Annotated in this window: 11 protein-coding genes and 1 tRNA gene; 11 read left to right on the top strand and 1 reads right to left on the bottom strand. The window is 61.2% G+C overall.

The window, feature by feature from the left end:
- Nucleotides 1-44: 44 nt before the first annotated feature.
- Complete coding sequence (locus PY254_RS15150) at nucleotides 45-623, bottom strand: superoxide dismutase (RefSeq protein ID WP_281012867.1); 579 nt, start codon at nucleotides 621-623, stop codon at nucleotides 45-47.
- Nucleotides 624-735: 112 nt separating this feature from the next.
- Between PY254_RS15150 and grxD the strand changes: the two genes are divergently transcribed.
- The 11 genes from grxD to PY254_RS15095 all read left to right on the top strand — a co-directional run bounded on the left by grxD (nucleotide 736) and on the right by PY254_RS15095 (nucleotide 13,652).
- Nucleotides 736-1,059: a Grx4 family monothiol glutaredoxin gene (gene grxD, locus PY254_RS15145; protein WP_281012866.1), complete on the top strand. Its 324-nt coding sequence runs from the start codon at nucleotides 736-738 to the stop codon at nucleotides 1,057-1,059.
- Nucleotides 1,056-1,826, top strand: coding sequence for an SDR family NAD(P)-dependent oxidoreductase (locus tag PY254_RS15140; RefSeq protein ID WP_281012865.1), 771 nt, complete (start codon nucleotides 1,056-1,058; stop codon nucleotides 1,824-1,826). Before grxD ends, PY254_RS15140 begins: the two co-directional genes overlap by 4 nt.
- A gap of 65 nt (nucleotides 1,827-1,891) precedes the next feature.
- Complete coding sequence (locus PY254_RS15135; RefSeq protein ID WP_281012864.1) at nucleotides 1,892-2,491, top strand: YhgN family NAAT transporter; 600 nt, start codon at nucleotides 1,892-1,894, stop codon at nucleotides 2,489-2,491.
- 481 nt (nucleotides 2,492-2,972) lie between these two features.
- Nucleotides 2,973-6,308 (top strand): TonB-dependent receptor, encoded by a 3,336-nt coding sequence (locus tag PY254_RS15130; protein ID WP_281012863.1) that lies wholly within the window; start codon nucleotides 2,973-2,975, stop codon nucleotides 6,306-6,308.
- A gap of 129 nt (nucleotides 6,309-6,437) precedes the next feature.
- Nucleotides 6,438-7,838 carry a nucleotide 5'-monophosphate nucleosidase PpnN gene (ppnN, locus tag PY254_RS15125; protein ID WP_281012862.1) on the top strand — a complete coding sequence of 467 codons (1,401 nt, stop codon included), beginning with the start codon at nucleotides 6,438-6,440 and terminating at the stop codon, nucleotides 7,836-7,838.
- Nucleotides 7,839-7,907: 69 nt separating this feature from the next.
- A tRNA-Asn gene (locus PY254_RS15120) sits at nucleotides 7,908-7,984 on the top strand.
- Nucleotides 7,985-8,201: 217 nt separating this feature from the next.
- Nucleotides 8,202-8,963, top strand: coding sequence for a helix-turn-helix domain-containing protein (locus tag PY254_RS15115; RefSeq protein ID WP_281012861.1), 762 nt, complete (start codon nucleotides 8,202-8,204; stop codon nucleotides 8,961-8,963).
- Nucleotides 8,964-9,088: 125 nt separating this feature from the next.
- A complete protein-coding gene (gene nirK / locus PY254_RS15110) occupies nucleotides 9,089-10,606 on the top strand; it encodes a copper-containing nitrite reductase (RefSeq protein WP_281012860.1) in 1,518 nt (505 codons plus the stop codon).
- A 210-nt stretch (nucleotides 10,607-10,816) separates the two neighbouring features.
- Complete coding sequence (locus PY254_RS15105) at nucleotides 10,817-12,076, top strand: alginate export family protein (RefSeq protein WP_281012859.1); 1,260 nt, start codon at nucleotides 10,817-10,819, stop codon at nucleotides 12,074-12,076.
- A gap of 75 nt (nucleotides 12,077-12,151) precedes the next feature.
- The gene (locus PY254_RS15100) at nucleotides 12,152-12,433 is read left to right on the top strand and encodes a DUF2249 domain-containing protein (RefSeq protein ID WP_281012858.1); all 282 of its coding nucleotides are present in this window, start codon (nucleotides 12,152-12,154) and stop codon (nucleotides 12,431-12,433) included.
- A complete protein-coding gene (locus PY254_RS15095; RefSeq protein ID WP_281012857.1) occupies nucleotides 12,414-13,652 on the top strand; it encodes a hypothetical protein in 1,239 nt (412 codons plus the stop codon). The genes PY254_RS15100 and PY254_RS15095 overlap by 20 nt, the downstream gene beginning before the upstream one ends.
- The last annotated feature ends 163 nt before the right edge of the window (nucleotides 13,653-13,815 follow it).

Raw genomic sequence — 13,815 nt, 5'->3', positions numbered from 1 at the left:
GGAGCCGCTACCGGCTCCGCTTTCTTGTTTCAGACGCGCAGGTTTCAGGCGAGGTTCTTCGCCGCGAAGTCCCAGTTCACCAGGTTCCAGAACGCTTCCAGATACTTCGGGCGGGCGTTGCGGTAGTCGATGTAGTACGCGTGCTCCCACACATCGGCGGTAAACAGTGGTTTGTCAGTGCCGGTGATCGGCGTGGCCGCATTCGACGTGTTGACGATGGCGAGCGAACCATCCTGACGCTGCACCAGCCAGGTCCAGCCCGAGCCGAAGTTGCCGGCGGCGGACTTGCTGAATTCTTCCTTGAACTTGTCGGCCGAGCCGAACGCCTTGTTGATCGCGTCCGCCAGCTTGCCGCTGGGCTCACCGCCACCCTTGGGGCTCATCGAGTTCCAGTAGAAGGTGTGGTTCCACACCTGCGCGGCATTGTTGAACATGCCACCGGATGACTTCTTGATGATGTCTTCCAGCGAGGCGTCGGCAAACTCGGTGCCTTCGATCAGCTTGTTGAGATTGGTCACATAGGCCTGATGATGCTTGCCGTAGTGGAAATCCAGGGTTTCAGCGGAAATGTGCGGCTCCAGCGCGTTTTTTTCGTACGGAAGCGGGGGAAGTTCGATCGCCATGATGAGGCTCCTTGACGTTGGCTGGGGGAAAAGGTCGGCGCAGTGGGCGGCAGCCGACAGCTGGCTGATACAATAGCGCTCTGCCTGCATTGTAAAGATGAATCACCGAACTATGGACATCAACGAGCAAATCAAGGCGATGCTGGCCGCGCATCCCATCGTGCTTTTCATGAAAGGCACGCCGAAGTTTCCGATGTGTGGCTTCTCCAGCCGCGCGGCCCAGGCACTGGCAGATGCCGGGGCAGGGTTCCATGCGGTCAATGTGCTGGCTGATCCGCAGATCCGTGCAGCTTTGCCCCATTTTTCCAACTGGCCCACCTTCCCGCAACTGTTTATCCAGGGCGAGCTGATCGGCGGCTGCGACATCATCGAAGAACTGAAAGCGGCGGGCGAGCTCTCGCGCATGGCCAGCGACGTCGCCGGAGTGGCACGGTGAGCATGCTGCCTTTTTCACACTTGCCGACAGCTTGGCAGCCAGCGAGTGACACCCTGGCGGGTCGCGTGGTGTTGGTTACGGGCGCCTATGGCGGCCTTGGCGGCGCGGTATCTCGTGCCGCTTCACGCGCCGGCGCCACCGTGGTGATCACCGGTAAGCGCAAGCGTCAGCTTGAACAACTTTACGATGCGATGCTGGCGGAAGGCCTGGCCGAGCCGGTCATCCACCCGCTGGATATGGAAGTGGCCACGCCAAAGGATTACGCCGCGCTGGCCGAAGGGCTGGAGCGCGACTTTGGACGTCTGGATGGCATCGTGCATGCGGCCGTCAGTTTCGGTGGTCTCACCCCGATCACCATGCACAAGCCGGACGCCTGGTTGCGCGCCATGCATGTCAACGTCAATGCACCGTTCGCGCTGACCCAGGCCTGCCTGCCGTTGCTGACCCAGGCCGACGACAGTGCCGTGGTGTTCGTGCTGGATAACCCCGAGCTGCTGCAGCGCGCGCACTGGGGCGCTTATGGTGCGTCGAAGGCGGCGCTGGAACGCTTCGCGGCGATCCTGCACGAAGAAAATGACGCCGGTGCCTTGCGCGTGCATGCCTTGCTGCCCGCGCCCATGCGCACCGCGCTGCGGCAAATGGCATACTTCGGCGAGGATATCCTGCAGCGACCGTTGCCGGATACCGCCGCGGCGGCGGTCATCCATTTGCTGAGCGCCCAGGCCAGCGCTGCGCGTGGCACGATCATGGACTTGCGGACAGACTAAGCGTCCGCTACTCAACGGCGACGCTCAGGCGTCTTGCACACAATGGAGTCGAGATGGAATCGCAGATGACCACCTTATCCGCGGGCATCCTGCTGTTCCTGATCATGGACCCGTTGGGCAATATCCCGCTGTTCCTGAGCTTGCTGAAGGACGTGCCGCCGAAGCGTCGCCGCCACGTGATGGTGCGCGAGTTGCTGATTGCGTTGGGCGTGCTGCTGGCCTTTCTGTTCGGCGGCCAGTACATCCTCCGCCTGCTTCAGCTCAAGCAGGAGTCGATCAGCATTGCCGGTGGCATCGTGCTGTTTCTGATCGGCATCAAGATGGTGTTTCCGCCGGCCGACGGCAGCGGCATCTTCGGCAAGTCCGGTGGCGGCGAGCCGTTCATCGTGCCGATGGCGATACCTGGCGTGGCCGGCCCCTCGGCGATGGCCGCGTTGCTGCTGCTGACCAATACCCAGCCTGGTCGTACCGCCGACTGGACCATCGCCCTGTTGCTGGCCTGGCTGGCCAGCGCGCTGATCCTGCTCAGCGCCACCTATTTGTTCCGCTGGCTCGGTGAAAGCGTGCTCACGGCGCTGGAGCGGGTGATGGGCATGCTGTTGATTGCGCTCTCGGTGCAGATGTTCATGGCCGGCGTGGCGGCGTTCCTGCACATGGCGATCTGAGACGGTCGGTTTCGCAGAGCCAGCGGCCTCCCACGGTATAGCTGTTTGCAGGCTGTGAATTCCTGCGGAAGCAGCTCGGCCCAAGTCTGCTGGATATCACGACACGCGCGCCGATTTCGGCATGGCCGAAATATCACTCAGGGCCCTGCAGGGTGCCGCAAGAATTTGCTTGCATGACAATATGTAACTGATTTTAAAGCACATTGAGCTTTGCTTCTGGCAGTGGCGAGATGCCATTCGGGGCGTGTAAACGCAACAGAAATGCCATACAATGTCGTTAAAATCATTTAACAAAGCCGCGACTGAGTGGATCGCGTGCACAGATGTTCTTGCGATCCAGGTGGTTGTTGGGATCGCTCGTTATCAAAACAGGGGTCACGGATCGTGCCGATACGGCGCCCGGCTTTTGCCGGGCCGAGGTGCGTTTTTGACCCTCAAATCAAAGTTTTCCTTTCGTTGCGAGCCTGAGGGTCGATCCAGAATGAATAGCCGAATTCGCACCAAACTCCTGCCGTTTGCCATTGCTTCGTTGCTGGCTGCGTCGGTACCTGCCATGGCGCAGGACACCTCCTCTTCGATCAGCGGCCGCGTGCTTGACGCGAGCGGCCAGCCAGTTGCCGGTGCCACCGTGCAGATCGTGCATGAGCCGTCGGGCACCACCAAAATCGTCACCACCGGTCCTGACGGTCGTTATGCCTCGAAGGGCTTGCGCGTCGGCGGCCCGTTCGATGTGACCGTTTCCAAGGCCGGCCTGGCTCAGGCCGAGCAGGACAATGTCTACCTGCAGCTGGCCCAGGAATCCGCGGTCAACCTGACCATGGGCGGCGCCAGCACTCAGTCCGCAGTGGATCTGAAGGGCGTGACCGTCTCGGCCAATTCGCTGGCGCAGACCTTCTCGCCGGACAACAAGGGTATTTCGACCAATGTGTCGAGCCGCGAAATCGAAGCGACGCCGACGCCGGATCGTTCGATCCAGAACATCGTGCGCCTCGATCCGCGCATCGTGGTTACCGATCGCGCTGCCGGTTCGTTCTCGGCCATCGGTCAGAACAGCCGCTACAACAACATCACGGTGGACTCGGTCAGTGCGAATGACCCGTTCGGTCTGAATGCCAACGGCCTGCCGACCCTGGGTACGCCGATCTCGCAGGACACGATCGAGGAATACAACATCTCGACCGCGAACTATGACGTTGCCACCCGTCGCGGCGTGGGTGCCACCGTCAACGCGGTGACCAAGAGCGGCACCAACGATTTCCATGGTTCGGTCTACTACGTGTTCCAGAACCAGAACATGATCGGCAAGAACGAAAGCGATGCCACGTTCAATGGCTTTGATCGCCAGTGGACTGGCGGCGCTACCGTCGGTGGCCCGATCATCAAGGACAAGTTGTTCTTCTTCCTGTCTGCCGAAAAGAGCAAGCAGGTCGGTTCGGGCAGTCCCTATGGTCCGGAAGGCAGTGGCGCCAGCGTCATCGTCAGTGGCCTGACCCAGGACATGATCGATCAGGTGCGCGCCATTGCAGCCAGCAAGTACGGCATCACGGATATCGGTACCGCCGGTGGTGGCAGCACGGATCTGACCGACAAGCGTTATCTCGGCAAGATCGACTGGAACATCAGCGACAGCCATCGTGCCAGCTTCACCTACAGCCAGACGAAGGAAAGCAAGCCGACTATCGGTGGCACCAGCAGCAAACTGGTGCTTTCCAGTGGCTGGTACAACTCTGCCACCAACAACACCAGCTACGCGCTGCACTTCTACGACGATTGGTCCGACTCGTTCTCGACCGACACCACGTTCTCGTACGCCAAGTTCCACAAGGGCAGCAGCCCGGTCGCGGGTGGCGACCTGCCGGATATCACGGTGTATCCCGTGAACTACAACGGCCCAGCCGTGGAGTTCGGTACCAACTATTCGTACCAGGCGAACATCCTGGACGTGAAGACGCTGAATGCCGCGTGGGCTGGCACGTACTATGCCGGGGATCACACCATCAAGGGTGGTTTTGACTATGAAAGGGACACTGCCTACAACCTGTTCCTGCAGAACTATTTCGGCAGTTACACGTTTGAGGATCTGAAGACCAGTCCCAATAGCGGCCTGCAAAACTTTGCTGCCGGAAATTACTACCAGTATCGCTACAGCCGTCCGACCAGCGGCAATCTTGCCGATGCCGCGGCCAACTTCCAGCTCAAGCAGTGGGGCGTGTTCCTGCAGGATACCTGGCAGGTCACCAACAACCTGTCGGTCCAGTACGGCATCCGCGTCGATGTTCCGTTGATGAGTGACTTGCCGGCTTACAATCCGCTGTTCGCGGCGGCGCCGATCGCCAGCAGCTACAACCCGGTTAAGCAAACGGGAACGGCAGCAAAGGGTGGTTTCGGTACGACCAACCAGGTCAACATCGATGGCAACCGAGTTGTGCAGCCGCGCCTGTCGTTCAACTACAACTTCGATACCGAACGCCTGACCCAGTTGCGCGGTGGTGCCGGCCTGTTCATCTCCAACCCGCCGGGCGTGTGGATTGGCAACATCTATTCCAATTCGGGCGCAACCCAGACCCAGTTCAATTGCGGTCCGACCCAGAAAGCACCCTGCAATGTCAATTTGCCGGCTTTCTCTCCCGATGCGCATAACCAGTCGGACGGTGTGGTCGGTTCGGGGCAGCAGACAGTCAACACCCTCTCGCCGGGCTTCCGCATTCCCAGTGTCTGGAAGTTCAGTGTCGGCATGGACAAAGAGTTGCCGTGGTGGGGTCTGATCGCTACCGCGGACTATCAGCACATCAAGGTGCGTGATGGCATTCTCTATCAGAACTTGAACGTGGGAGCCCCGACCGGCGTGCTGCCGGATGGCCGCTTCACCTATTACAAGAATCCGCTGGGCGATCCGAAGGCAACCGGTCAGATCGCACGCTACCTTGCCAATGGCGCTTTCTCCGACGGCACCATCAATCTGGCCAACACCAGTCGTGGCAGTGCGGATAGCTTTGCGCTGTCGTTGAAGAAGCCGTTCTCGACTGACTGGTCGGGCATGGTCGGCTTTACCTGGAGTCGCGCTACGGAAGTGAACCCGGGTGCCAGCAGCGTTGCCAAGTCGTCCTACAACAACAATTACGTTTTCAACCCGAACGAGAATGAGGCGAGTTCGTCGAGCTATTCAATCCCGCGTCGGGTGATCGCAGGACTGAACTGGCAGCATCGCTTCTTCGGTAACTACGCCACCAGTGCCAGCCTGTTCTACGACGGCCACAACGCGTCGCCGTACAGCTGGACGTTCGGCAACGATGCCAATGGTGACGGCGTCAGTAATGACCTCGTCTTCATTCCGAACCCGGGTCAGGTTTCTTTCCGTGCGGGTACCGATCCGGCGCTGATTCAGCAGTTCTACGATTACATCAAGTCGAATGACTATCTGAAGGACCATCAGGGTGGTGTCGCTGGTCGCAACGGCGACCGTGCAGGCTGGCTCAACCAGATCGACCTGAGCTTCAGTCAGGAAATTCCGGGCTTGTTCAAGGGCAACAAGGGCAAGATCAAGCTTGACCTGTACAACTTCACCAACCTGCTGAACAAGCACTGGGGTATCGAGAAGCGCGCCAACTTCCCGGGTTACCGCAATCTGGCTGACTTCTATGGCGTGGATGCCAACGGTCAATACATCTACGACATCAGCTGTGGTGGTGCCGCAAAGTGCAGCAACTACATCGATAGCAACGGCCACTACAGCCCGCAGCAGGTACCGACCTCGACCTTCCCGAGCGATCTGGCTCAGCGTTGGGCGGTGCAGTTGACGGTGAAGTACACGTTCTGATCGGCGCCTTGATCTGAAACGCAACCGGCGCCTGCGAAGGCGCCGGTTTTTTTATGCTTGACCATTTCGTGGTTCACGCAGGAAGCTAGCGGGTCGGCCGTGATGGAACGGCCAGGGAGAAGTAATCGAATGAATGACACCTACAAGGGCGCGCCCGCCAGAGCCGGCGTTGTGAGCGCCCGCATTTCGCCGATCGGTGGGTTGGACGTGCTGTCGCGCCACGAAGTGGCCCGTCTGCGTGGCGCCAGCGGTTCCGGTCTGCACGCACTGTTGCGACGCTGTGCGCTGGCGGTGCTGACTTCAGGCAATGTCAGCGACGACCCGCGGGCGATTCTTGAGCAATACCCCGATTTCGACATCCAGGTGCTGCAGCAGGATCGCGGCATGAAGATCGAGCTGACCAACGCGCCGGCACAGTCTTTTGTGGACGGCCAGATCATCCGCGGCATCAACGAGCTGTTGGTCGCGGTAGTACGCGATATCGTCTACGTCTCAACCCAGATGGAGCAGGTCGGCTTCGACCTCGATGAGTCCGCGGCGTTGACCCAGGGCGTGTTCGAGATCCTGCGCAACGCGCGCATCTTGAGGCCGCAGGTGGATCCGAACTTGGTGGTGTGCTGGGGCGGCCATTCGATCTCGCGCGAAGAATACGACTACACCAAGCTGGTCGGTTATCAGCTTGGCCTGCGCGGGATGGATATCTGCACCGGCTGCGGCCCGGGTGCGATGAAGGGGCCGATGAAGGGCGCCACGATCTCGCATGCCAAGCAGCGTCGCCGGCACAACCGCTACATCGGCATCACCGAGCCGGGCATCATCGCGGCCGAGTCGCCGAATCCGATCGTCAATCACCTGGTGATCATGCCGGACATCGAGAAGCGGCTGGAGGCCTTCGTGCGCCTTGGGCACGGCATCATCGTGTTCCCTGGCGGCGTCGGCACGGCCGAAGAAATTCTGTATCTGCTGGGTATCCTGCTGCACCCGGACAACGCCGGCACGCCGTTCCCGCTGATCTTCACCGGACCGACCCAGTCGGCCGCCTATTTCGAGCAGATCGACCGCTTCCTGCGGCTTAGCCTGGGCGACGAAGTGGCGCAGCACTACCAGATTGTCGTGGGTGACCCGCAGGAAGTGGCGCGCGCGATGATCAAGGGCCTGGACAAGGTCCGTCACAACCGGCTCGACACCAAGGATGCGTTCTTCTTCAATTGGGCGCTGCAGATTCCGCTGGAATTCCAGCAGCCGTTCCGGCCAACCCACGAGGCCATGCGCGCACTGCAGATCCGGCATGGTCGACCGCTGCATGAACTGGCGGCGGATCTGCGCCGCGCGTTCTCCGGCATCGTCGCTGGCAACGTGAAGGAAGAGGGCGTGCAGGCGATCGAGAAGAACGGTCCGTTCGTTATCGACGGTGATGCCGACATCATGCAGGCACTGGACAAGCTGTTGCAGGCATTTGTTGCGCAACACCGCATGAAGCTTCCCGGCGGCTCTGCGTACGAGCCATGCTATCGGGTGCTTGCTGGCTGAAAAAATTTGCAGCAATCGCGCATGATGGCTTGACAGGCAGCGACCTGCTCAGCAAACTACGCAGCTCACGCCCGAATAGCTCAGCTGGTTAGAGCACTTGACTGTTAATCAGGGGGTCGTTGGTTCGAGTCCAACTTCGGGCGCCAAATGCAAACAAGGGTCGGCAGCAATGCCGGCCCTTGTTCTTTTCTGGCGAGGAAAAGCGGGCGCTGGCGTGGTGGTGCGACGACATGCCCGGCGGATTGCGCTGCCGTTGCTGCCGCCAGTGCGTATCATCGCGATATATTCCCAGTGCGTTGGCGTGCCGGTTGTATCCTGCCGTCAGCGCGCCAGGTTTGACTCGCGCGACTTCCAAGGTCTCCCATGCGCCGCAACAACCCGGCAGGCCGCCTGCCCGAGCCACCCAATCCGATTGCCGACGACGGCGACGAAACGCATTTCTGTCGCACCTGCGCGTTTTCCGGTGCCTGCATTGCCGAGGGTTACGGCAAGCCCGAGTTGCTGGAGCTGCATTGTCTGGTCGAACACGTCGGGCCATTCCATGCCGGTGAACATATTTTCCGTACCGGCGATCCGTTCCGTTCGATTTTTGCGGTGCGCGCCGGTACGGTGAAAACGCGCATGGTCGACGCCGAGGGGCACGAGCAGGTGTTGGGCTTTTATCTGCCGGGCGAAGTCATCGGTCTCAACGCGATCTATCCGGACCAGTTCCCATGCGATGCCGTGGCACTGGATACGGCCTATTTCTGTCGGTTCTCGTTCCCCGCCATGAGTGCTCTTGCCACGCGTATGCCGGCGGTGCAGCAACGCTTGTTTCGGCTGATCAGCAAGGAACTGGGCATGGCTACCTTGCTGGCGGGTGACCATAACGCCGACATGCGCATGGCTGCGTTTCTTACCGATCTAGCCTCGCGTTATGAGGAACGCGGCTTTTCCGGCACGCGGTTCTACCTCAGCATGTCGCGTGGAGACATCGCAAATTATCTGCGGCTGGCGGCCGAGACGGTGAGCCGGGTGCTCAGCCGTTTCCGCAATCAGAAATTGATCGAACTGGAGGGCCGCGAGTTGGTGCTGCGGGACCCCGAACGCTTGCGCCAGATGGGCCGAAACCTGCTTTCGCGCTGAGCATTTTTTTCGCGCCTGTGGCGGCTTGACGCACGCGCTGTTTTCTTGCAACGGACATGACTTGCGTCAAGCGCGGTTTGGCGCGACTCCCTACGATCTCGATCAGAAATCACAGGGAGAAACCCATGTCACGTTCGTTGTTCCTCGCCCTTGTTGCGGCAAGCGCGTTGGTGTTCGCCGGCTGCTCAGGCAAGTCGTCCTCGGTGTCGCCGGTGGGCCAGGCAGATGCCAGTCCGGCCGCGATCGCGGCTACCCACGGTGACTTCGGTCCACCGATCGGCGAGCCGATCCACGCGGTGCTGACCAGCCCGCCGCACGTGCCACCACCGATCCATCGCAGCTACCCGGCGAAGGTGATCGTCGAGCTGGAAGTGATCGAGAAGGAAATGCCGATCTCCGAAGGCGTCAGCTATACGTTCTGGACCTTCGGCGGCACCGTACCGGGCAGTTTCATCCGCGTGCGCCAAGGCGATACGGTGGAGTTCCACCTGAAGAACGCGCCGAACAGCAAGATGCCGCACAACATCGACATGCACGGTGTGACCGGACCGGGCGGTGGCGCCGCGTCCAGCTTCACCGCGCCAGGGCATGAGTCGCAATTCACCTTCAAGGCGCTGAACCAGGGCATCTTCATCTACCACTGCGCCACCGCACCGGTGGGCATGCACATTGCCAACGGCATGTACGGCTTGATCTTGGTTGAGCCGCCAGAGGGCTTGTCGCCGGTCGATCACGAGTACTACGTGATGCAGGGCGATTTCTACACCACCGGCAAGTACCGCGAGAAAGGTCATCAGCCCTTCGATATGGAAAAGGCGATCGACGAGCGTCCGACCTATGTGTTGTTCAACGGCAAGGAAGGCTCGCTCACCGGCGACAATGCGCTGACCGCAAAAACCAACGAAACGGTGCGCCTGTTCGTCGGCAACGGTGGCCCGAACCTGGTGTCCAGCTTCCATGTGATCGGCGAGATCTTCGACAAGGTGCAGCCGGAAGGCGGCACGGTGGCGCAGCACAACGTGCAGACCACGCTGATTCCGTCCGGTGGCGCGGCCTTGGTGGAGTTCCACACAGACGTGCCGGGCAGCTACGTGCTGGTCGACCACTCGATCTTCCGTGCGTTCAACAAGGGTGCGCTGGGCATCCTCAAGGTGGACGGCCCGGAAGACAAGTCGATCTATTCGGGCAAGGAAGTGGACTCGGTTTACCTGGGTGACCGTTCGGAGCCGAACCTGAAGGCAGTGACCACCGCCGCAAACGCGCATGCCGCCGGCACGCTGACCAAGGCCGATCAGATCGCCGCAGGCAAACAGTTGTTCACCGGCACCTGTTCGGTTTGTCATCAGGCGAATGGCGAAGGTCTGGCCAACGTGTTCCCGCCACTGGCGAAGTCGTCCTTCCTCGCGGCTGATCCAAAGCGTGCCATGACCATCGTGACGCATGGCCTGACCGGCAAGATCACGGTCAATGGCAACGAGTACGATTCGGTGATGCCGCCGATGAGTCAGCTCAACGACGACGAAGTAGCGAACATTCTCACCTACGTATTGAACAGCTGGGGCAACCCGGGTGGGCAGGTCAGCAAGGACGAAGTTGCCACGGCGCGTGCGGCGGTGGTTCCGGCGGCTCCCGCGGGGCACTGATCGTTAGCAAAATGACGCCACGTCTGGACGTCCATACGTTCAGATCACGGCGAGATGAAAACAACGCCGCCCCGGTGGGCGGCGTTGTCGTTTCAGGCGCGGCGCGGCGCGTTGTCACAGTGCCCATCTGCCTGCAGATGACTTGATCGAAGTCAGCTCGTGTCTGTTGCTGCGGGAAGAGACTGCCGCCAACTACAAGGGAGCAACACTATGAAACACACGAGAAACCGCCTTGCCATGGCCTGTCTGATGGCTGTTGTGGCCGCACCGGCATGGGCTGCCGGAGAGCCCGCCAGCATGGCCGCACCGGTCGCGGCGACCGGGCCGTCGTTGCAACTGCAGTGGGATGCCCGTCTGCGCGATGAGCAGGTCGATGATGATGCGTTCACCCGCAACGCGACGGCAGATACCTTGCGCGTGCGGCTTGGCCTGCATGCGGAGTTTGGTAACGGCTGGAGCGGTTTGCTGGAAGGTGCGGGCGTCGCCAGTGCCGGTGATCATTACAATAGCGGAGCGAACGGGCGCAGCCTGTATCCCGCGGTTACCGACCCAAAGGGCAGCGAATTCAACCAGTACTGGGTGCGCTGGCAGGGTAGTCAGTTCGGTGCAACGGTGGGTCGTCAGCGCCTGCTCATCGACAACCAACGATGGGTCGGCAACAGTGGCTGGCGTCAGCACGAACAAACCTTCGATGCCGTTGCGCTGCAATGGCAGCCGTTGTCAGCACTGACGGTGAGCTATGACTGGCTTGACCGCGTGCATCGGGTCGCCGGTGATGACGCGCTTAATCCTCTGGCGCGCGAGCGCAAATTGAATACCCACCTGCTGAATGCGGCGTGGACTCGGGGCACGCAGCAGTGGACGGGCTACGCCTACCTGCACGAGGACCGTGACGTGGCCAGCGCTTCCAGCGCAACCTACGGCCTGCGCTGGACCGGCAAGGCCCTGCGCGACGGTAACGGTTTGGGCTGGACGGTGGAGGGTGCGCGGCAAACTGACTATGCCAACAACCCGCTGAGTTTTTCGCACAGCTACTGGTTGCTCGAACCGAGCTGGACACAGTCCGGCATCACCGCAAAGGCGGGCTGGGAACATCTGGGTGGCAACGGCGTGCATGCGCTGCAGACGCCACTCGCTACCTTGCACGGATTCAATGGCTGGGACGACCAGTTCAATGTCACGCCGGCGGGTGGATTGAATGATCGCTATGTCGGCGTCAATGGCAACTTCGGTTCGGCCGGCGTTGGCAGCAAGCTGGCGTGGACCGTGGTGTGGCACGACTATCATGCCGATCATGGCGGTCGCTATGGCAGTGAATGGGATGCCTCACTGGCGTTTCCGCTGGCCACCGGCCTTAGCGGTCTGGTCAAGGTAGGCAACTATCAGGCTGACGGCTTTGGCCGTGACAGCGCGAAAGTCTGGTTGCAGCTGGAGTGGCGCGGCACACGTGGTTTGGCCAGCGCTCGCTGAGCAGAGGGTCACTGAGCTGCGGGTGGGTTGATCCAGGTCAGCGCGCCCGCAGCGCTTCCGCGTTCAGATGGCAGCATGCACAAAACCTCACTCACTGATGGACAAGTCGAGGGCACCTTGTTGCTCGAACTCGACTTGCGCGGATTACCCTCGCCTGAGCCGATGATACGTGCGCTGGCTGCCGCCGATGCTTTGCAGCCGGGGCAGTCGTTGCAGGTGCTCACGCCGTTGTTGCCGACTCCGTTGCTGGATGTGTTGCAGGCGCGTGGGTTGCAGGTTACTGCCGCGCTGCTGCCGACCGGCGGAGCCAGCGTACTGATCCGTTGTCCGGCAGACGATGACGAAGCTGCGGCTTGAGCAGGCGCCGATCGCCTCGCTGCCGCGGCGCTTTCTGCTCACGGTGCCGCTGTGGGGTGTACTGGCTGGCCTGCTGCTGATCGTCGACGGTGATGCCGCCCTGCGCATGCGCTGGCAACCCGCCACGCTGGCGCTGGTGCACGTGTTCACCCTTGGTGTACTTGGCAATGCCATGTTCGGCAGCATCCTGCAGTTCCTTCCTGCCGCGGGTGGCGTGACGCTGCGTGGCGGGGTGCGCTGCGGTTGGTGGCTGCATGGTCTGCTCAATCTTGGCGCGCTGTTGCTGGTCATCGGCATGCACCAGCGATGGCCGCTGCTGTTGCTCGGGGCAGCGATGGTGCTGGCGCTGGCCTTCGTCACCCTTGCGTGGATGGTCGTGCCGGGCTTGCTTACGGCGGTTGGCCAACCTTTGTTGCGTGCGGGTTTCGGTACCGCTCTAGCGTTCGCACTCGCTACCGCCGTGCTCGGCTGCCTGCTTGCGCTGGGGCTGGCTGGACAAATCAGCCTTCCGCTGGTGCGGCTAGCCGACGTGCATGCGAGCTGGGGTGTGCTGGGCTGGGTGGTGGTGCTGATGGCCAGCGTGGCTCGCGTGGTGATGCCGATGTTTCAGGGCACCGGTACCGTGCCCGTGCCGGTACAGGCGGCATGGTTGGCCGGTGCGGTTTCACTATTAGGTGCTGGCGCGTGGTGGCATGTGATCGGCGGCGCGGGATGGTTGGCTATCGGGGTTGGCGTGCTCGTACTTCTATTTGCTGGCGCGGTGCTTTGGCTGCAGTGGCGTTCCGCGCGTTTGCGTCGGGGTCCGTTGGTAAACAGTTGGCGCGCCGGAATGCTGGCGTTGGCGCTTGCCGCTGTGGCATTGCCGATTCTGCCGGGTGGGATGCTTGCTGGTGCGCTTGGCCTGGGTCTGGCGTTACCGCTGTTGGTGATTGCCATGTTGCTGGAAATCGTGCCCTTCATCGGCTGGATCGAATTGCATCGACAGTGTGGTCGTGGCGTCCAGGTTCCGGGCGTGCAGCGCTTGCTGCCAGACGTGGACAAGCATCGCGTGTTGCTCGCGCATGTTCCGCTGCTATTACTGCCCATGGCCGTGATTTGGCCGTCCGTATGGTTGGCGCGCATGGCGGGCGTGGCCTTGGTTCTGCTCTGGGGTCTGCTTTCCTGGACGCTGCTCGGTGTGCGACGGCGCGCCAATCACTTTTTGCGCGCGCGCCGTTGATCTGGGTCAAGGCGTCACTACCGTAGCTGCCCTCATGATGCCGGCCACCATGTACCAGCTGACCCATCCTGCTGCCATTGCATTGTGCTTGTTGTCACCGAGACTTGTGACAGCACGGCCACGTCTTGCATCGATCCGCTGGCTGCCGCGGCTAGCATCGCAA

It is taken from the genome of Rhodanobacter sp. AS-Z3 (assembly GCF_029224025.1).
Lineage (GTDB): Bacteria > Pseudomonadota > Gammaproteobacteria > Xanthomonadales > Rhodanobacteraceae > Rhodanobacter.
The sequence above is the reverse complement of the archived record's forward strand: the minus strand, read 5'-3'. Positions and strand labels throughout refer to the sequence as shown.

Excerpts from the sequence above, each read along its gene's own strand:
- PY254_RS15150 (WP_281012867.1), bottom strand. The coding sequence starts at position 623 with ATGGCGATCGAACTTCCCCCGCTTCCGTACGAAAAAAACGCGCTGGAG.
- grxD (WP_281012866.1), top strand. The coding sequence starts at position 736 with ATGGACATCAACGAGCAAATCAAGGCGATGCTGGCCGCGCATCCCATC.
- PY254_RS15135 (WP_281012864.1), top strand. The coding sequence starts at position 1,892 with ATGACCACCTTATCCGCGGGCATCCTGCTGTTCCTGATCATGGACCCG.
- PY254_RS15130 (WP_281012863.1), top strand. The coding sequence starts at position 2,973 with ATGAATAGCCGAATTCGCACCAAACTCCTGCCGTTTGCCATTGCTTCG.
- ppnN (WP_281012862.1), top strand. The coding sequence starts at position 6,438 with ATGAATGACACCTACAAGGGCGCGCCCGCCAGAGCCGGCGTTGTGAGC.
- PY254_RS15115 (WP_281012861.1), top strand. The coding sequence starts at position 8,202 with ATGCGCCGCAACAACCCGGCAGGCCGCCTGCCCGAGCCACCCAATCCG.
- nirK (WP_281012860.1), top strand. The coding sequence starts at position 9,089 with ATGTCACGTTCGTTGTTCCTCGCCCTTGTTGCGGCAAGCGCGTTGGTG.
- PY254_RS15105 (WP_281012859.1), top strand. The coding sequence starts at position 10,817 with ATGAAACACACGAGAAACCGCCTTGCCATGGCCTGTCTGATGGCTGTT.
- PY254_RS15100 (WP_281012858.1), top strand. The coding sequence starts at position 12,152 with ATGCACAAAACCTCACTCACTGATGGACAAGTCGAGGGCACCTTGTTG.
- PY254_RS15095 (WP_281012857.1), top strand. The coding sequence starts at position 12,414 with ATGACGAAGCTGCGGCTTGAGCAGGCGCCGATCGCCTCGCTGCCGCGG.